This is a genomic window from Fictibacillus barbaricus (assembly GCF_031457135.1).
Lineage (GTDB): Bacteria > Bacillota > Bacilli > Bacillales > Fictibacillaceae > Fictibacillus > Fictibacillus barbaricus_A.
In genome coordinates, this window is record NZ_JAVDWA010000008.1 from 22,757 (window position 1) to 42,082 (window position 19,326).

The window sequence follows — 19,326 nt, forward strand, 5'->3', positions numbered from 1 at the left end:
AGAGTTGAGGTGTTTCCCTTTGCCTGCAACGAAATCTACTCCAGATATGATTTTAATCATCGTAACGCTTTTATTGTTGTCGATTGGTATTATTATGGTTTACAGTGCGAGTGCAGATATGGCACTGTATAAATTTCACGATTCTCTCTTTTTTGCCAAGAGACAGCTGTTATTTGCCGGTGTCGGAATTGCAGCCATGTTTTTTCTCATGAATATTAACTATATGACTTGGAAGGTTTGGTCAAAAGTTATATTGATCATTTGTTTCTTTTTGTTAGTAGCCGTTTTAATTCCGGGAGTTGGTATGGTCAGAGGCGGTGCAAGAAGCTGGATTGGTGTAGGTGCCTTTTCGATACAGCCCTCTGAATTTATGAAGCTCGCTATGATTACCTTTTTAGCAAAATATTTATCTATGCATCAAAAGAAAATCACATCCTTCAAAAAAGGATTAATTCCAACACTTGGCTTGGTTATGATCGCTTTCGGAATGATTATGCTGCAGCCTGACTTAGGTACTGGGACTGTTATGGTAGGCACAAGTGTTGTTATGATTTTTGTTGCTGGTGCACGTATTTCTCACTTTGTTGGTCTTGGTCTCGTAGGGATAGCCGGCTTTGTAGGATTAATCATTTCGGCACCTTACCGTATTAAGAGAATCACATCGTTTTTAGATCCTTGGAGTGATCCCTTAAATAGCGGATTTCAAATTATTCAATCACTCCTTGCGCTTGGCCCTGGCGGATTATTAGGTCTAGGTCTAGGGCAGAGCAGACAAAAGTTTGGCTATTTGCCTGAACCGCAGACGGATTTTATTTTTGCTATTCTATCTGAAGAATTAGGATTCATAGGTGCCGTTTTCGTTTTGATTTTATTTAGCCTATTGCTATGGAGAGGGATTCGAATTGCTTTAGGAGCACCTGATTTATTCGGCAGTTTTTTAGCGATTGGGATCATCGGTATGGTGGCGATTCAAGTCATGATCAACATAGGTGTTGTTACGGGATTAATGCCTGTAACTGGAATTACCCTTCCTTTTTTAAGCTATGGCGGTTCATCCTTGACACTTATGCTTGCATCAATCGGTGTTTTGCTCAATATAAGCCGTTATTCAAGGTATTAATACTTGAGTTTCACAAGAAATTCTCTTATTCTAATCATATACACAGCAATCGTTACCCTGTCTGTTTTGACAGGGTATTCTTGTTTTATTTTGCTTTTTATGAAAAGCTGTTTTCTTACTCATTGTGGCTTTTGAAAGTATGTTGATTTCCGTTCCAGGTTGCTCGCTTTCCGCGGGGCAAGCGGTGAGCCACATTCGAACGTTTCACTTATAAGTGTCTCACCTTGTCTAGCTGCAGCGGTTAGCCCCTCGAGGTCAAAAGTTTAATGGTCATGAAGGCAAAAAGCGCCTTCTTAGTCCATTCCCCTTTTGCTTGTCGGGGCTGATCAAACCGCATTAGCTTTTCGGACTGACCGCCAGTCCCGCAGGAGTCTCGCACCTTACACTCCAATCAACTGTCATAGGACAATAAAATAATCCCAACTTTGTTGAGAGTGAATAAGCTAATCTCGCATTGGATAAAAAGCGGCAAAATTTAAAGGAAATAGCTTTTTATTTTTAAGAAATAGAAATAAATTGAATAGGTCGTACGAATACTACTTTGTTGATGTTTATGAACCTATTAAACATGGAAAAGAATAATGCATAGCATATAAAGATAGGTATGCGAAAGGTTATAGGGGGTTTTTTATAATGTTAGGACAATTAGCAGAAAAATTAAAAACTGAAAATCTAGGAAAAGTACTATTAAACGAACCATTAAAGAATCACACTACTTTTAAAATTGGCGGACCTGCTGATCTTCTTTTTGAACCAAAGGACCTGGAGAGTTTAAAAAAAGCTGTTGTTTATATGAAAGAGGCTAATGTTCCGATTCGTGCAATAGGCAGAGGATCAAATGTTTTAGTGGCAGATGGCGGAATTGAAGGGGTAGTCATCAAAATTGGTGATGGACTTAACCATCTAGAGAAGAGCGGTAATAAAATAACGGTTGGCGGCGGGTATTCTATTATTCCCCTCGCGACTGTATTGTCCCGTGAAGCGTATACAGGTCTTGAATTTTCAGCAGGCATACCTGGTTCCATAGGCGGTGCTGTATTTATGAATGCAGGTGCACATGGCTCAGATATGTCAAAAATTGTTGAGAGAGCATTGATTCTTTTTCCGGACGGTGAGCTCAAATGGCTTACGAATAAAGAGCTGGAATTTTCATATCGCACTTCGATCCTGCAAAAAAATGGCGGGATTTGTGTAGAAGCTGTTTTAGTGCTTGAAAAAGGCGACAAGGATACAATTATGGCTGAACTTAAGAAAAATAAGGACTACAGAAGAAACACGCAGCCATGGAACTTTCCATGCTGCGGAAGTGTATTTAGAAATCCGCTTCCAGACTATGCAGGAAACCTGATTGAAACGTCAGGCTTAAAGGGGACTCAAATAGGGGGAGCACAGATTTCTGAAATGCATGCGAACTTCATTGTTAATACTGGTGACGCCAAAGCAAAAGACGTTTTGGATTTAATTAGCTACGTCCAAAAAACGATCAAAGAAAAACAAGGAATCGAGCTTCAAACCGAAGTAGAGATTATTGGACGAAATGAATAACAAAATTTTGGATAAATAGTGCTATGCTGGGACTTATCCGTGCTATAATACAAGGAACAAGAAAAAAGTTTAACAACGACGTTTAGGAATGGAAAAGCTTTTCATTTTTTTGCCGATTTTATAGGTCGATAAAAAAGCCTACAAAAAGAGCTTGGCGTCTATTGGCCAAGTTCTTTTATTTGATAAATAAGCAAATCAAGGTTTTTCTTGTGCGAATTTACTAAAACGGGGGAAGAGGATGGACAAGGTAAAAGTTGTCAAGATTGAGGATCGCATTCCAAAGCTTAAAGAACATCGTAAACAAAAAGCAAATCGCCGTCTTATTTTTTACTTGTCCTTTTTCTTTCTGTTGTTGCTGGTTGTAGTATATTTTCAATCTGATTTGAGCCGCGTTAAAAGGATATCAGTTGAAGGAAATTATTTTGTTACGGATAAAGAAATTTTAGGTAAAAGTCTGCTATCCACTTCTACAAAATTTTTAAACGTGTCAGAATCGCAAATTAAAAATCGGCTTGAACCAATAACGGAAATCCGTTCAGTTTCAGTTGAAAAGAAATTCTATAACCACATTTTGATCCATGTAAAAGAATATCAGCGGGTAGGTTACTTTAAAAAAGAAAATACATATTATCCAATGCTCCAAAATGGAAGAATGCTAGATCCATTAAAGAAAGATGAACGGCCTGTTAATGCTCCTGTAATCGTTAGCTGGAAAGATCCTGAACAATTGGAATCCATGGCACAGGAACTTCAAAAACTGCCTGAAGGGATCATACACAGGATTTCAGAAATTAAACTTACACCTGATTCCAGCAATCTCGATAAATTAACTCTTTTTATGACTGACGGAAATAAAGTGGTTACATCCATCTCCAAGTTTTCAGAGAGACTTTCTGAATATCCTGTATTGATCAGTCAAATTAACCAAGATGAAAAAGGAACATTTTATTTAGGTATCAGTACGAGATTTGAACCTTACAACCGAGAAGCAACGGAGGAAACAAATGAGGAAAATTAAAGGGAAACACCTTTTTTTATCTCTTATTCTTCTAGTTACCGGGTTCATATTATCCTTTTCTTACCAAAGAGCTCAAATTCGGGAAAACGAGGTTACTCAAAGTAATGAATGGAAAAAAGAAGACTCATTGCGGAGTCAAATCTTAACCCTGCAAAAAACAAACAGAAGCTTGTCTGAGGATCTTCAAAAGCTCCAGAGAAATGTTGGAGCTAAGGAATCTAAACTAGCTGATCAGGAAAAAGCCTCTTATAGTTTAGTTAGAGATTTGAAAAAGCTCAGAATGGTAGTAGGTAATGTGAAAGTGAAAGGGGAGGGAGTTCAGGTAACTTTATCAGACTCCTCTTACGTACCCGAGGGTGAGAACCCAAATGATTATATTGTTCATGAAGAACATATTAGAAGTGTAATTGATGAATTGCATATCTCAGGGGCAGAAGCCATCGCAATCAATGGGCAAAGAATCTCACATGATACGTATATTTCGTGTGTCGGACCTGTCGTAAGCGTTGATGGAAATCAATATCCGGCGCCTTTTGTCATAACAGCAATTGGAGATTCACATGCTCTTGAAAAGGCTCTTAACCTCTATATTGTAAATAAAATTGTAAATGATGGTGTGGAAGTTCGCGTTGAACAAGAAAGCGCGATAGAAATGGAGCCATTTATTACAGAAGAGGGATGAGGAAGTTGAAAGAAAGACAATGGATGTTCGCAACTATTGCCCTCATACTTGGCGGAATGCTGGCTATTCAGTTTGAAACAACGAATAACCCTATCGTTCGGGATACTCGGGATCTTTATGAGCTTAGAGCCGATCTGGAAAAAGAAAAACAGCGGCAGCAGGAACTCAATGAGGAATTAGAGCGATACAATGCACTTTTGGACAATTACAAAGGAAATGGCAAGGAAGAAAAAATCGTCGCAATGGAAGAGGCTTTGGCAGATTTAAAAAAACAAGCAGGATTAACGACAGTTAGCGGACAAGGAATCGTGATTACAATCGAACCTTTTAATGACGAGCTAATTGGAGTAGATCGCCCAAAACCAAAGATTGAACCCGATATGCTTAGAAGACTAGTAAATGAACTGAATAGATATGATGCAAAAGAGATAAGCATTGGTGATCAGCGTATCATATCAAAAACACCAGTCCGGGAAGTAAATGGAGTCATTTACATAAACAATGAACCGATTTCTTCTTTTCCGATCGAGATCAAAGTGCTGGCAAAAAACAACGAGAAATTACAGCAAAAGATTATCGCTTCACCTGCTGTTGAAGAATTCGTACGGGAAAATTTTAACGTCGAATCCACTCCGAAATCCAAGGTGATTCTGCCAGCCTATGAAAAGCCTGTGAGGGTAAAGTTTATGAAACCGGTAAAGGAGGGAACATAAGATGTGGTTACCGGTACTTGGACTTTTACTAGGTCTTTTATTGGGTTTCATGTCAGATATCCGGGTTCCTCCAGAATACGCAAATTATTTATCAATTGCTGTACTGGCTGCACTTGATACGTTATTTGGCGGTATCCGTGCAAGCCTACAAGGGAGCTTTGAAGATAAAGTATTCATTACAGGTTTTTTCTTTAATATTTTATTGGCAGCCGGATTAGCTTATTTAGGGGTTCATCTTGGTATTGACTTATATTTGGCAGCAATTTTCGCCTTTGGTGTAAGATTGTTTAATAATATAGCTGTAATACGAAGATTGCTAATCTCTAAATGGACTGATTCACGTAAAAAGGCCTAAAAAATTTGAAAAAACCTTAAAAAAAAAGAGGGAAAGCCCGTTGTTTGTGGAATTTATTCCATAATTAAGCGAAAATAAAGGAAATTTGATTATCTTAATTGATGAAGATTTAATGGGAAGAAAGGTTAGGAGGTGCCACAGAATGAACAGCAATGAAATATATGTAAGTTTAGACATCGGTACATCCAATATTAAAGTAATCATTGGAGAAATGACCAGTGAGACCTTTAATGTAATTGGTGTTGGCCATGCAAAATCAGCTGGAATCCGCAAAGGTTCCATTGTAGATATCGATGAAACTGTTCGTTCAATCAGAAAAGCCGTTGAACAGGCAGAGAGAATGTTGGGTATTCCTATTAATGCTGTAATCGTGGGGGTTAAAGGAAACCATATTCAGCTGCAGCCGTGTCACGGTGTAGTAGCAGTATCCAGGGAAGATCGAGAAATCGGAGACGAGGATATTGCTAGAGTAATAGAAGCAGCACAAGTTATGTCTGTGCCGCCAGAACGAGAAATCATTGATGTGATTCCACGCCAGTTTATTGTGGATGGAACCGATGAAATTATTGATCCAAGAGGCATGTTAGGAGTCAGATTAGAAATGGAAGGAACCGTAATAACGGGATCCAAAACCATCTTACATAACTTACTTCGCTGTGTAGAAAGAGCCGGATTGACTGTGGCTGATATCTGCCTGGAACCATTAGCAACTGCTTCTATTGCCCTGTCTCGTGATGAGATGGAGCTTGGTGTGGCACTTATTGACATCGGCGGCGGTTCGACGACATTATCTGTATTCGACCAGGGAACGATGCAGCTTACATCCGTTCTTCCTATTGGCGGAGATTTTATTACAAAAGACATTTCAATCGGATTAAGAACTTCTGCTGAAGATGCTGAAAAGATTAAATTGAAACATGGTCACTCTTTTGTTGATTATGCTTCAAAGGATGAGACATTTAGCGTTTCACAGATCGGTTCATCACAGGAACAGGAAATTTCCCAATATGAACTTTCTTTAATCATTGAAGCTCGTATGGCAGAAATATTCGAGATGATTGATGACGAATTGCATCAGCGCGGGTATTCTGAATTGCCTGGAGGCTTTGTTATTACAGGTGGTGTCGCAGCAATTCCTGGAGTCCTTGAATTGGCCCAGGATATCTTCCAGCAAAACGTAAGAGTTTCCTTGCCTGATTACATCGGAGTAAGAGAACCTAAGTTTACTGCTGGTGTAGGGCTGATTCACTTTACTCATAAAAACATTAAAGTACAAGGCAAAGAAGTAGCTTCTGCATTATCAGATGAGGCTGCTCAGTCAGCACCGAAGAAAAAACAATCAAGCCAAAAACAACCTGTACAGGAAAAACAGCCTGGCGGTATGAAATCAAAAGTCAAAGACTGGTTCGGTTTATTTTTTGAATAACAGTTTGGAACTAGTCATTAGGAGGAAAGCTCATGTTAGAGTTTGATATGAATATGGATCAATTAGCAACGATTAAAGTAATTGGTGTTGGCGGCGGCGGAAGTAATGCCGTTAACCGAATGATTGAACATGGAGTACAAGGAGTTGAATTCATCTGTGTAAACACAGATGCTCAAGCATTAAATCTTTCAAAAGCTCCTGTGAAAATGCAAATCGGTACAAAATTAACTAGAGGATTGGGTGCTGGTGCTAATCCTGATATCGGTAAAAAAGCGGCTGAAGAAAGCCGTGAGCAAATCGAAGAAGCACTTGCTGGTGCTGATATGGTATTCGTAACAGCTGGAATGGGTGGAGGAACTGGTACTGGTGCTGCACCTGTAGTAGCCGAAATCGCAAAAGATTTAGGCGCACTTACGGTTGGGGTTGTAACTCGTCCGTTCACATTCGAGGGACGTAAGCGTTCTACACAAGCTGTTGGCGGAATTTCGGTTCTTAAAGAAAAAGTAGATACACTCATCGTGATTCCTAACGATCGTCTACTAGAAATTGTAGATAAAAACACACCAATGCTAGAAGCATTCCGTGAAGCTGATAATGTTTTACGACAAGGTGTACAAGGTATTTCTGACTTAATCGCAGTTCCAGGATTAATTAACCTAGACTTTGCTGATGTTAAGACAATTATGACTGAGCGTGGTTCTGCACTGATGGGTATCGGTGTTGGAACGGGTGAAAACCGTGCAGCTGAAGCAGCAAAGAAAGCCATTTCATCTCCGCTTCTTGAAACTTCTATCGATGGAGCAAAAGGGGTATTGATGAATATTACAGGCGGAGCAAACTTAAGCCTTTATGAAGTGAATGAAGCAGCTGACATTGTTTCTTCAGCTTCTGATCCAGAAGTAAACATGATCTTTGGTTCAGTAATCAATGAAGAACTTAAAGATGAAATTTTAGTTACTGTAATTGCAACTGGGTTTGATGAAAATGAAAAATTGGCAAACAATCAACAAAGAGAGCAACGCCCTAAAATGCAGTCCTCTCAAAATTCACACCAATCTAATACGAATCAAACTCAACCACAGTCTCAACCACAATCACGTGAGGAAAGTCCATCCGAGTCCAGAAATACATCGTATTCAAACGCTGATTCTGAAACATTGGATATCCCAACTTTCTTGCGTAACCGCAGCAGAAACAGAAGAAGATAAATTCAAAACCGCGTTCCTAAAATGGAACGTGGTTTTTTTGTTACCTATTTTATAAAGGTTAACTTTGTTGCTTTTGAATGATGTTAATCTCCTCTGCAGTGGCTCGCTTTCCGTAGGGTGTGCGGTGAGCCCATTCGTCGCCTTGCGACAATGAATGGGCTCACCTGTCTAACTTCGGCGTCTAGCCCCTCGAGGTCAAAAGTTAAATGGACCTGAAGGCAAAAAGCGCCTTCTATGCCCATTCCCCTTTTGCTTGTCGGGGCTGATCAATCCGCCTCTGTTTTTCGTACTGTCCCACTCATCCTGCAGGAGTCTCGCAATTCCGCTCCAATTAACTATTCAAAGAAGAATTGCTTGAATACCACTTACTAAATAGCAACTATCTTTCAGAAAAGAGCGTTGTTAGAAGACATAACTGGTACGTAGTTAAAAGAGCAAGGTGCGCGACTACTCGAAAATAATAGTAGAATTTTTCTTCGTGTGATGTAACGCATCCGAAGCCTTGCTTGAATTGCGGGAGGAACTCGCTTCGGTGTTGTATTTCGTTCAGACTTAGTAGCTTTTGACTTCTACCGTGGCTCACCGCCTGCCCCGCGGAAAGCGAGCAACCTGGAACGGAAATCAACTACTTTCAAAAGCAACAATGAATACAAAAACAGCCTTTAAAAAGATTGTTATTTTCAAATGTGTGCATCTAAATCATTATTGTTCGTGCTTATTTTTTACATATAAGAATTTATGACAAAAAAAGTGAAAATAAGAACTATACTGCACTCAAAAACTGACAGACTTTCAAACAACCTTTACGATATACTAACTTCAAAATTAAGAAAGGAGAAAACCAATGACCGTTTATTTGGACGTCATTTGGTTTCTTAATTTCTGCATTGATTATGTATTAATCTCGTTAACAGCTCATGTCTTAAAGCGCAATGCATCGAAAAAAAGAATCCTTCTAGCAACCCTTGCCGCTTCTAGTTACGTGATCTTAATTGTCTATCCACAGTTCATGATTTTTTCACAGCCTGTCCTAAAGTTCTTATTTTCTATTGTCATTATGCTCATTGCCTTTGGGTTTAAAAGATTTAGGTATACGTTGAAAAACTTGGCCATGTTTTATTTTGTTTCTTTCGTAACGGGTGGCGGGATTTTTGCGCTTCACTATTTTATGCAAACAGATGCTGAGATTATGAATGGTGTATTAACCACTAGAGGATCTGGAATGGGTGATCCAGTAAGCTGGTTGTTTGTTGTTACAGGTGTTCCGGTATTATGGTATTTCTCAAAAAAACGGATCGATGATATAACGGTTCAAAAAATGGATGCCGAAAGTATTGTTACGGTCATGATCAAGATCGATGAAATTGAAATTCAAGCAATTGGACTTATTGATACTGGCAATAAATTGTATGATCCAATCTCTAAAATGCCTGTAATGGTTCTTGATATGAACATTCATGGTTTTAACTTTCCAGAAGCGATTCAAACAGCTTCAAGAGATGTTTTATCAATAGGGAGTGAAGATAGTGATCACCCGTGGGTCAGCAGATTGAGGATAGTACCTTACCGTTCAGTAGGAAATCAGCAATTTTTAGCATGTATCAAGCCTGATTCGATTGAGATTGTAAAAGAAGGAAATCATGAAAAAACACCACCGAGTCTAGTTGGATTCAGCTGGACAGCATTGTCAAGTGAGGGGCAGTTCGATGCAATTGTTCATCCAAAAATGTATCTTCAGCATGTACAAGCTTCGTAAATGAGATTTTACTGTGGAAGGGGAGTAATTATGTTCAAGTGGCGTCTTAAAATCACGATGTTTTGGTATAAGTTATTATTTAAGCTCGGATTAAAATCTGATGAAATTTATTACATCGGCGGAAACGAAGCTCTCCCGCCTCCATTAAGCAAAGAAGAGGAAGCCGTTTTACTTGAGAAACTGCCTTCAGGAGATAAGGCTGCAAAATCTCTCTTAATTGAACGAAATCTTCGTCTCGTCGTTTATATCGCCAGAAAATTTGAAAATACAGGGATTAACATTGAAGATTTGATCAGTATCGGCACGATCGGGTTAATCAAAGCAGTTAACACATTTAATCCCGAAAAGAAGATTAAACTTGCAACATATGCCTCCCGCTGCATTGAAAATGAAATCTTAATGTATTTACGCCGCAACAACAAAACGCGATCAGAAGTTTCTTTTGATGAACCGTTAAATGTTGATTGGGATGGAAATGAATTGCTTCTTTCAGACGTATTAGGTACAGAAGACGACATTATCACGAAAAGAATCGAAGCTAATGTAGATCGAAAACTCTTATTGAAAGCACTGTTTACGCTAAATGATCGGGAAAAACAGATTATGGAACTCAGGTTTGGATTATCGGGCGGTGAAGAAAAAACACAAAAAGATGTTGCAGATATGCTGGGGATTTCACAATCGTATATATCCAGGCTGGAAAAAAGGATAATTAAACGGCTTCAAAAAGAATTTAATAAAATGGTGTAGAGCAGTATAGTACTTTGATTTGTAGCTGTTTTTTTACTTGATAAGAAAATCACAATTGCATAAATTTCCCTCCGTTCGGTGATACTTAATTTGAAATTAGCTCCCGGCAGGAGGGAAAAGACTTGACAAGAAATAAAGTTGAGATTTGCGGAGTTGATACATCAAAGCTTCCTGTTTTAAAAAATCCAGAAATGCGCATTCTCTTTGACAAGATGCATAAAGGTGACCCTGATGCGCGTGAAACACTGGTAAACGGTAATCTTAGACTAGTTCTGAGTGTTATACAGCGATTTAATAACCGCGGTGAGCACGTTGATGACCTTTTTCAAGTTGGCTGTATTGGGCTTATGAAGTCTATCGACAATTTCGATCTTGGTCAAAATGTTAAATTTTCGACTTATGCTGTTCCAATGATAATCGGAGAAATAAGACGGTATTTGCGTGACAATAATCCGATTAGGGTTTCAAGAAGCTTACGAGACATCGCGTATAAAGCGCTCCAAGTACGAGATCAGCTCATGAACAAACTTTCTCGTGAACCAACTGCACAGCAAATAGCAGAAGCGCTTGATGTTCCAAAAGAAGAAGTCGTATTTGCACTGGATGCTATTCAAGATCCTGTATCACTTTTCGAACCCATTTATAATGATGGCGGTGATCCAATATTCGTGATGGATCAGATCAGTGATGATAAAGCGAAGGATATGCAATGGATTGAAGAAATAGCTTTAAAAGAAGGTATGAGACGACTTAACGACAGAGAAAAAATGATATTAACGATGCGTTTCTTTCAAGGAAAAACACAGATGGAAGTTGCAGACGAAATTGGTATATCTCAAGCTCAAGTGTCCAGGCTCGAAAAAGCAGCTATCTCTCAGATGAATAAAAATATTCAAAGCAGTTAAACCCGTTTAATAGCGGGTTTTTTTTCGTCCATAAAAAAACATGAAACAGCCTGGTTAATCATATAATGAAAACAGAAAGGCGGGATGTCCTGATGAATAAAATATCTGATTTCCAAGTCAAGGATGTTGTGAATGTTGCAAACGGAAAAAAACTTGGTCATATTGCAGATCTTGAAATAAATCTAAACACCGGAAAAATTGATGCGATTATCATCCCAGGAGCAGGTAAAATGCTCGGATTTTTTGCCCGAGAGAACGACATCGTCATTCCGTGGCGCAATATTGTAAAAATTGGAGCCGATGTTATTCTTGTAAGACATATGGATGCAAGCGAATTACATGAATATACGAAAGAACCGTATGATCAATTGAAATAACGGTTCTTTTTTCTTTCTTATCTGCAAATGTGGTAAAATAAACATAAAACTTTCCAGGAGGACTGCACAAAATGAATACGTTTATGGAAACTGGAAAGCAAATGTCTTTGCAAGCATGGCAAAACGAAAATTCGCATATCTTAGCAGGTTTTACGATTCGGAATGGCGGATTTAGTACGGATTCATTTCAATCATTAAATATGGGATTTCACGTAGAAGACGATCCGAAAGTAGTTCAAAGAAACAGAAGGGCATTTGCGGAAGAGATCGGGTTTCCTATACAAAATTGGGTAGGAACGAAACAAGTCCACGGAACAAACATTGTAAAAGTATCACTTCAAGAACGCGGAAGAGGCTCCTTGGATTTTGAGACTGCGATAGAGAATACTGATGGAGTTTATACGGCTGATGAAGATGTATTATTAACTTCCCTTTATGCAGATTGTGTACCGCTTTATTTTTATTCTCAAAAAAACAATCTTATTGGTCTGGCACACGCTGGCTGGAGAGGGACTGTCGGTAAGATCGGCCCAAAAATGATTAAACTCTGGTGTGAAGTGGAAAAGGTAGATGTACGAGATATACAAGCTGCTATAGGGCCGGCAATTGGCGCCTGCTGTTATGAAGTAGACGAAAAAGTAATCACGGAAGTTAAAGCAGCATTAGACGGTCAAGAAGACAATACCGTTTATTCTGAAAGCAAAGCTGGGAAATATCAGTTAAACTTACAAAGGCTGAATGAAATTCTTTTAATCAATGCTGGATTAACTGCAGAAAATATTATCAAATCTCAGGATTGTACAAGCTGTAAAAACGACATCTTTTTTTCTCATAGGAAGGAAAATGGGAAGACAGGTCGAATGATGAGTTTTATCGGCAGAAAACATCATGGATAAGAAAGCTGTTTTTGGAAAGGAGCAAAATCACAGGTTGACTATTCAAGAAAATAAAGAACGAATAACAGAAAATATAAATCGCGTTTGTCGAGAAAAAAATAGAGAGCCAAAGGGCGTTAATTTAATAGCAGTAACGAAATATGTGAGTAATGAAACCGCTAAGCAAGCAGTCCAGGCAGGTATTGAACACCTGGGTGAAAATAGAGTAGAAGGTCTTCTTGAAAAAAAGGAGTATCTCACAGGATTCCCGGTTATTTGGCACTTTATTGGCACTTTGCAGACAAGAAAAGTTAAAGAAGTTATTGATCATGTAGATTATATACACTCTCTGGACCGTTTAAGCCTCGCAAAGGAAATTCAAAAAAGGACTGAACGAACCATTTCTTGTTTTATTCAAGTAAATGTTGCAGAAGAAGACTCAAAACATGGTTTATCAGTAAAAGAAGTACTACCTTTTGTCGATAAACTAAAAGAGTACGACAAAATAAAAATCGCAGGGCTCATGACGATGGCTCCATTTACAGAAGACGAGTCATTAATCCGAAATGTTTTTTCAACGTTAAAACAATTACAAGCAGACATTCAAGATAAGGGTTATCCTCACGCACCGTGCAGTGAGCTTTCCATGGGGATGTCGAATGATTATGTTATTGCAGTTGAAGAAGGAGCTACCTTTATTCGTATCGGTACGAGCTTAGTAGGAAAAGAATTTTAGGAGGTGGATTTAAATGGGCATCAAAACAAAATTCAGACGCTTTTTCGACTTAGAAGATGATTATGAATATGAAGATGAATTTGTAGAAGAGTCCTATGATGAGGAAGAAGAAATTACGCCTTCCCATACAAAAAAAGGGAAAGCCAATGTTGTCAGCTTGCAAAGCATACAGCAGCAAGTAAAGGTAGTGCTTGTTGAACCTCGTGTTTATGCAGAGGCTCAAGACATTGCAGATCAGCTTAAAAACCGCAGAGCAGTGGTTATGAATTTACAGCGGATTCCGCATGATCAGGCAAAACGGATTGTAGATTTTCTGTCTGGAACTGTTTATGCGATCGGTGGAGACATTCAGAAACTTGGTCCGAATACATTCTTATGTACTCCAGAAAATGTAGATGTTTCTGGAACGATATCTGAAATGATGGACGAAGATTAATGCGGGCAGGTGAGGTTGTTTGTTAGATACAATTGCTACAATACTTATAAAATTATTAGATGTTTATTATTACATGATAATCGGATACATATTACTATCCTGGTTTCCTAATGCTAGAGAATCCTCCTTCGGTCAAGTGCTGTCCAGATTGGTGGAACCCTATTTGTCACCATTCAGAAAAATAATTCCGCCTCTAGGTATGATTGATCTGTCACCAATCGTTGCGTTAGTCGCTTTACATTTTGCGCAATATGGTGTTCGTGTAGTAGCAAACATGCTTAACAATACTTTCTAGGCAGGAATTGAATGATGAGTATATATCAGCATTACAGACCTGAAGAACATGAATTTGTCGATCGCACAGTCAGATGGAAAGCGGAAGTCATAGAAAGATACAGTCCAAAACTAACTGATTTCCTTGATCCGCGAGAGCAAGAGATTGTGAGAAATATCGTTGGAAATGATGCAGGAATACGCCTCTCTATGTGGGGAGGCTCTTCTTATTCTGAACGAAAAAGAGCGCTCATCTATCCGGATTATTATGAAGCAGGATCAAATGATTATCAGCTCGTTTATTATGACATTACATATCCTTCTAAATTTTCAACGATTGAACACCGAGATGTGTTAGGGGCTTTAATGAACATCGGAGTAAAACGAAGCAAGTACGGTGATATTCTTGTACAAGATCATCAAGTGCAATTTGTATGTGCTGAAGAAATCTCTGGTTTTATTGAAATGAACTTAACGAAAATCGGGAAAACTGGTGTGAAACTTAAACACATCGAGGAACACGAACTAGCGGTTATTGAAGCGGATTATGACGAAAGAAGCGGTACGGTTTCTTCTTTGCGTTTAGATGTAATTATCGCCGAAATTTACAAACTTTCACGGTCGAAAGTTTCACCTCTTATCGTTCAAGGCAGAGTGAAGCTGAATCATAAAATAACGGAACAGACATCTGTTGAAGTTAGAGAAGGTGATGAATTTTCACTTCGCGGTTTTGGCAGAAGCAAACTGATCGCGATTGAAGGCACCACTAAGAAAGAAAAATGGCGTGTTCGGTACGGACTTTTAAAATAAGGCTTGTTACAAAAGGCTCTTTTCTGGAAGATTGTTGCTTCTGAGGCATTTTTGTAATTGACCCCAATGTCAGGTTGATTGGAGTGTAAGGTGTGAGACTCCTGCGGGACAGGCGGGCAGGTGAGACACTTATACGCGAAGCGTACGAATGTGGCTCACCGTCTGCCCCGCGGAAAGCGAGCAACCTGAAACGGAAATCAACTACTTTCAAAAGCAACAATGAATACGAAAAGAGCCTATCTAAAAGATGACTGCTTATGAGTTAGTTGTTTCAAAGACATCACTTACTAGGTGAGTGGACTGAAAGTGGTGAGACTCCTGCAGGCTCACCGCACACCCTGAGGAAAGCGAGCCACTGCAGAGCAAATTAACATCCTTCAAAAGTAACAAAGTTTGCGAAAACAGCAAAAATAATTTCCGCGCTGAGAAGGAAAACAGGAAAAATTGTCGAAATTAGGTAAAAAAACAATGCATCTATGGAGGTGGCTTTAGTGCCCTTAACACCGTTAGATATTCATAACAAAGAATTCACTAGAGGTTTCAGAGGATATAGCGAAGACGAAGTGAATGACTTTTTAGATCAGGTAATTAAAGATTATGAATCGGTTATTCGTGAAAAGAAATCACTGGAAGAAACGGTAGAAAAGCTGGAAGAGAAAATTTCGTATTTTAAAAACATTGAGGAAACGCTGAATAAGTCCATTCTCATCGCACAAGAAACAGGCGAAGAAGTTAAACGTACAGCTAACAAAGAAGCACGATTAATCATTAAGGAAGCGGAGAAGAACGCTGACCGCATTATTAATGAATCATTATCAAAATCAAGAAAAATCTCTATGGAAATCGATGAACTTAAAAAGCAATCTTCGGTTTATCGCACGCGATTCAGAATGTTGATTGAAGCGCAATTAGAGATGCTTAAAAACGATGATTGGGATTCTTTAAATGTTCCTGAGAATCTAGAAGGTTATGAGCTGCAGGAAGCAAAGACGGAAGCTTGACATTCGTTTAAAAAATCGCATATACTTTTGTAAGATTATATAAATGACGTAGACAGGGAAAGTAAGATACTTTCACTCTATTAAAGCGAACCGGGATTTGGTGCAAGCCTGGTATAGAGCAGTATTCGAAGATCACCCTTGAGTTCCTGAACTGAAATTGCCAGTAAGTTTGGGCGCTTCATCCACGCTACGGATGGCTAAGCGGGTTTTTAATGATAAAAACCTATTAGGGTGGTACCGCGGGATAACCTTCTCGTCCCTACTTTTCATAAGTAGTGGACGGGAAGGTTTTTTCGTTGCACATTATGAATGTATTACTTGTTGCACGGGGGAGTAACAACGTTGTGACAAGTATGCGTTAACCTCTAAATGCCGAAGAAGCACTGAGTCTGCTTGATTGAATACAAGGAGGATTTGTTTATGAATTATAAAGACACGCTTTTAATGCCAAAAACAGAGTTCCCAATGCGCGGCAACTTGCCTCAGCGTGAGCCTGTTGTACAAGAAAAATGGAATGAAATGAATATTTATCAAAAAGTGATGGAGAACACGAAAGATCTGCCGCCATTTATTTTGCATGATGGGCCTCCATATGCAAACGGAGATATTCATATTGGCCATGCTGAAAATAAGATTTTGAAAGATATCATTGTCCGTTTTAAATCAATGACAGGTCATTATTCTCCATATGTTCCTGGTTGGGACACTCACGGATTACCGATCGAAACGGCCTTAACTAAGAGCGGGAAAGTAAAACGCAAAGAATTGTCAGTTGCAGAATTCCGTAAGCTATGTGAAGAATATGCGTTAAAACAAGTTGATCATCAGCGTGAACAATTTAAGCGTTTAGGGGTGCGCGGTGACTGGGATCATCCATATATCACTCTTGAAAAAGGATACGAAGCAAGACAAATTGAAGTTTTTGGTGAAATGGCAAAAAGAGACCTTATCTATAAAGGGTTAAAACCAGTTTACTGGTCACCATCATCAGAATCAGCACTTGCTGAGGCAGAGATTGAATATCAAGATAAGCGGTCAGCTTCTATTTTTGTAGCATTCGATGTGAAAGATGGAAAAGGTGTTCTCGATACGGATGAAAAACTGGTTATCTGGACAACAACACCTTGGACGATTCCAGCTAACCTGGGAATCTCTGTACATCCGGATTTAGACTATGTTTCCGTTCAAACTGAAAATGGGAAATATGTAGTAGCAGAAGCTTTATTAGAGTCTTTAAAGAAAGACTTTGAATGGGAGCAAGCAGAGGTAGTAAAACGATTCAAAGGTGCTGAAATTGAGCATGCAGTGGCAAAACATCCGTTGTATGACCGTGATTCACTTGTTATGCTTGGTGATCACGTAACTACGGATGCAGGTACTGGGTGTGTTCATACTGCACCGGGACATGGAGAAGACGATTTCTTAGTTGGTAAACGGTATGGACTTGATGTATTATGCCCGGTTGACGACCGTGGAGTGATGACGAAAGAAGCTCCTGGATTTGAAGGATTGTTTTATGACGAAGCGAATAAGCCAATCACTGAGCAGCTTAAAGAAAAAGGCGCATTATTAAAACTTTCTTTTATCACTCACTCTTACCCGCATGACTGGAGAACAAAGAAACCTGTCATTTTCCGTGCTACAGCACAATGGTTTGCTTCCATCAAAGGAATCCGTGAAGATATGCTTCAAGCGATTGAAGAAGTAAACTGGGTTCCTAACTGGGGTGAAACAAGACTTCATAACATGATTAAAGATCGTGAAGACTGGTGTATCTCCCGTCAGCGTGCTTGGGGTGTACCGATTCCTGTTTTTTATGGCGAAGATGGGGAAGCCATTCTTACGGAAGAGACGATCAGCCATGTTGTAGAATTGTTTAGAGAGCATGGATCAAACATTTGGTTTGAAAAAGATGCAAAAGAGCTGCTTCCTGAAGGGTTCACATCTCCTCACAGTCCGAACGGCCGTTTCTCAAAAGAAACGGACATTATGGACGTTTGGTTCGATTCTGGAACATCACATTGGGGTGTTTTAGAAGAAAGAGAAGATCTTGTCCGTCCGGCTGACCTTTACTTAGAAGGGTCTGACCAATATCGCGGATGGTTTAACTCATCTCTTTCTACTTCTGTAGCCATCACAGGAAAAGCGCCATATAAAGCAATCTTGAGCCATGGATTCGTTCTTGACGGAGAAGGCCGAAAAATGAGTAAATCGATCGGCAACACCTTAGATCCGATAAAAGTAATGAAGCAGTTAGGTGCTGATATTATTCGCCTATGGGTGTCTTCAGTCGATTATCAATCGGACGTACGTGTATCGGATGACATTTTAAAACAAGTTGCAGAAGTTTATCGTAAAATCAGAAACACTCTTCGTTTCTTATTAGGTAATCTGCATGGCTTTGATCCGCAACAGCATTCAGTTGCATTTGATGAAATGCCTGAACTTGAAAAATACATGATGGTAAAACTGGATAAAGTCGTTTCTAAAGTTAAAAAGGCTTATGAAGAATATCAGTTCATCACGGTATACAACACAATCCATAATTTCTGTACGATTGAATTAAGTTCTTTCTATTTAGATATGGCAAAAGACACTTTGTATATTCAAGCTGAAGATGATCATAAGCGCAGAAGCATTCAAACCGTGCTATATGAGACTTTAATGGCACTAACAAAGCTTTCTGCACCAGTTTTAGCTCATACCGCTGACGAAGTGTGGGAGTACATTCCAGGAGTTGAGGAAGCAAGTGTTCAATTAACAGTAATGCCTGAAGCGAAGAATTACACAGGTACTGAACAGCTTGAAAAAGACTGGGATACATTTATGGATGTTCGTGATGAAGTTCTAAAAGCATTGGAAGAAGCAAGAAGCCAAAAAACGATTGGTAAGTCATTAACCGCTGCAATCACATTATATCCTTCAGAAACACTTAAAGGATGGCTTGAAAGTGTTGAAGATTTAAACAAACTATTCATCGTATCAAAAGCAACAGTTGCAGGAAAGAAAGCAGCAGCTCCAGAAGATGCACAGCATTTTGATCACGTTGCTGTCGTTGTTAAACCTGCTGAAGGTGAAACATGTGAGCGCTGCTGGGTAGTGTCAGAAGATGTTGGCCATAACGAAAGTCATCCGACACTTTGTGCTAGCTGTGCTGATATCATTGAAAAAAATTATGCATAATAAATCCCGCTTCGGCGGGATTTTATTTTTGGCTTCCATCCTAAGTTTAAGGAAATGACTTGTGATTTAATTACTTTTTTCGCCATCCTTTGGACAAATTAAAATTGTAGAATTTCTGATTGCTGTGCTACAATTCATAAAGACAACATTTCTGAAT

Annotated in this window: 19 protein-coding genes and 1 other annotated feature; all 19 genes read left to right on the top strand. The window is 39.1% G+C overall.

What is annotated here, in order from left to right; translation table 11 throughout:
- The first annotated feature begins 19 nt into the window (after positions 1-19).
- Positions 20-1,120: a stage V sporulation protein E gene (gene spoVE / locus J2X07_RS17040; RefSeq protein ID WP_310261483.1), complete on the top strand. Its 1,101-nt coding sequence runs from the start codon at positions 20-22 to the stop codon at positions 1,118-1,120.
- Positions 1,121-1,753: 633 nt separating this feature from the next.
- Complete coding sequence (gene murB / locus J2X07_RS17045; protein ID WP_310261487.1) at positions 1,754-2,665, top strand: UDP-N-acetylmuramate dehydrogenase; 912 nt, start codon at positions 1,754-1,756, stop codon at positions 2,663-2,665.
- Between the two features lie 238 nt (positions 2,666-2,903).
- Complete coding sequence (locus J2X07_RS17050) at positions 2,904-3,683, top strand: cell division protein FtsQ/DivIB (RefSeq protein ID WP_310261491.1); 780 nt, start codon at positions 2,904-2,906, stop codon at positions 3,681-3,683.
- Positions 3,670-4,365 carry a DUF881 domain-containing protein gene (locus J2X07_RS17055; protein ID WP_310261493.1) on the top strand — a complete coding sequence of 232 codons (696 nt, stop codon included), beginning with the start codon at positions 3,670-3,672 and terminating at the stop codon, positions 4,363-4,365. The genes J2X07_RS17050 and J2X07_RS17055 overlap by 14 nt, the downstream gene beginning before the upstream one ends.
- Before the next feature lie 5 nt (positions 4,366-4,370).
- Positions 4,371-5,078, top strand: coding sequence for a DUF881 domain-containing protein (locus J2X07_RS17060; protein WP_310261495.1), 708 nt, complete (start codon positions 4,371-4,373; stop codon positions 5,076-5,078).
- Position 5,079: 1 nt separating this feature from the next.
- Positions 5,080-5,433 (top strand): small basic family protein, encoded by a 354-nt coding sequence (locus tag J2X07_RS17065; protein WP_310261497.1) that lies wholly within the window; start codon positions 5,080-5,082, stop codon positions 5,431-5,433.
- Positions 5,434-5,575: 142 nt separating this feature from the next.
- Entirely contained in the window at positions 5,576-6,859 is a 1,284-nt protein-coding gene (ftsA, locus tag J2X07_RS17070; RefSeq protein ID WP_310261500.1) for a cell division protein FtsA, read from the top strand.
- 32 nt (positions 6,860-6,891) lie between these two features.
- Complete coding sequence (gene ftsZ / locus J2X07_RS17075; RefSeq protein WP_310261503.1) at positions 6,892-8,067, top strand: cell division protein FtsZ; 1,176 nt, start codon at positions 6,892-6,894, stop codon at positions 8,065-8,067.
- A gap of 844 nt (positions 8,068-8,911) precedes the next feature.
- Positions 8,912-9,823, top strand: a complete 912-nt coding sequence (gene spoIIGA / locus J2X07_RS17080; protein ID WP_310261504.1) for a sigma-E processing peptidase SpoIIGA — start codon at positions 8,912-8,914, stop codon at positions 9,821-9,823.
- Positions 9,824-9,853: 30 nt separating this feature from the next.
- Positions 9,854-10,573 carry an RNA polymerase sporulation sigma factor SigE gene (gene sigE, locus J2X07_RS17085; RefSeq protein ID WP_310261505.1) on the top strand — a complete coding sequence of 240 codons (720 nt, stop codon included), beginning with the start codon at positions 9,854-9,856 and terminating at the stop codon, positions 10,571-10,573.
- A 122-nt stretch (positions 10,574-10,695) separates the two neighbouring features.
- A complete protein-coding gene (gene sigG / locus J2X07_RS17090) occupies positions 10,696-11,478 on the top strand; it encodes an RNA polymerase sporulation sigma factor SigG (protein WP_066240567.1) in 783 nt (260 codons plus the stop codon).
- Positions 11,479-11,570: 92 nt separating this feature from the next.
- Positions 11,571-11,855, top strand: coding sequence for a YlmC/YmxH family sporulation protein (locus tag J2X07_RS17095; protein WP_310261507.1), 285 nt, complete (start codon positions 11,571-11,573; stop codon positions 11,853-11,855).
- Between the two features lie 71 nt (positions 11,856-11,926).
- Complete coding sequence (gene pgeF / locus J2X07_RS17100) at positions 11,927-12,751, top strand: peptidoglycan editing factor PgeF (RefSeq protein ID WP_310261509.1); 825 nt, start codon at positions 11,927-11,929, stop codon at positions 12,749-12,751.
- Positions 12,752-12,785: 34 nt separating this feature from the next.
- Positions 12,786-13,466, top strand: coding sequence for a YggS family pyridoxal phosphate-dependent enzyme (locus J2X07_RS17105; protein WP_310261514.1), 681 nt, complete (start codon positions 12,786-12,788; stop codon positions 13,464-13,466).
- 13 nt (positions 13,467-13,479) lie between these two features.
- Positions 13,480-13,902, top strand: a complete 423-nt coding sequence (locus tag J2X07_RS17110; protein ID WP_310261516.1) for a cell division protein SepF — start codon at positions 13,480-13,482, stop codon at positions 13,900-13,902.
- 19 nt (positions 13,903-13,921) lie between these two features.
- The gene (locus J2X07_RS17115; protein ID WP_310261519.1) at positions 13,922-14,197 is read left to right on the top strand and encodes a YggT family protein; all 276 of its coding nucleotides are present in this window, start codon (positions 13,922-13,924) and stop codon (positions 14,195-14,197) included.
- A gap of 14 nt (positions 14,198-14,211) precedes the next feature.
- The gene (locus J2X07_RS17120; RefSeq protein ID WP_310261710.1) at positions 14,212-14,985 is read left to right on the top strand and encodes an RNA-binding protein; all 774 of its coding nucleotides are present in this window, start codon (positions 14,212-14,214) and stop codon (positions 14,983-14,985) included.
- 491 nt (positions 14,986-15,476) lie between these two features.
- Entirely contained in the window at positions 15,477-15,986 is a 510-nt protein-coding gene (locus J2X07_RS17125) for a DivIVA domain-containing protein (protein ID WP_310261522.1), read from the top strand.
- 40 nt (positions 15,987-16,026) lie between these two features.
- Positions 16,027-16,250 (top strand) — a binding site (T-box leader).
- Positions 16,251-16,406: 156 nt separating this feature from the next.
- Positions 16,407-19,169, top strand: a complete 2,763-nt coding sequence (gene ileS / locus J2X07_RS17130; protein WP_310261525.1) for an isoleucine--tRNA ligase — start codon at positions 16,407-16,409, stop codon at positions 19,167-19,169.
- Positions 19,170-19,326 lie beyond the last annotated feature (157 nt).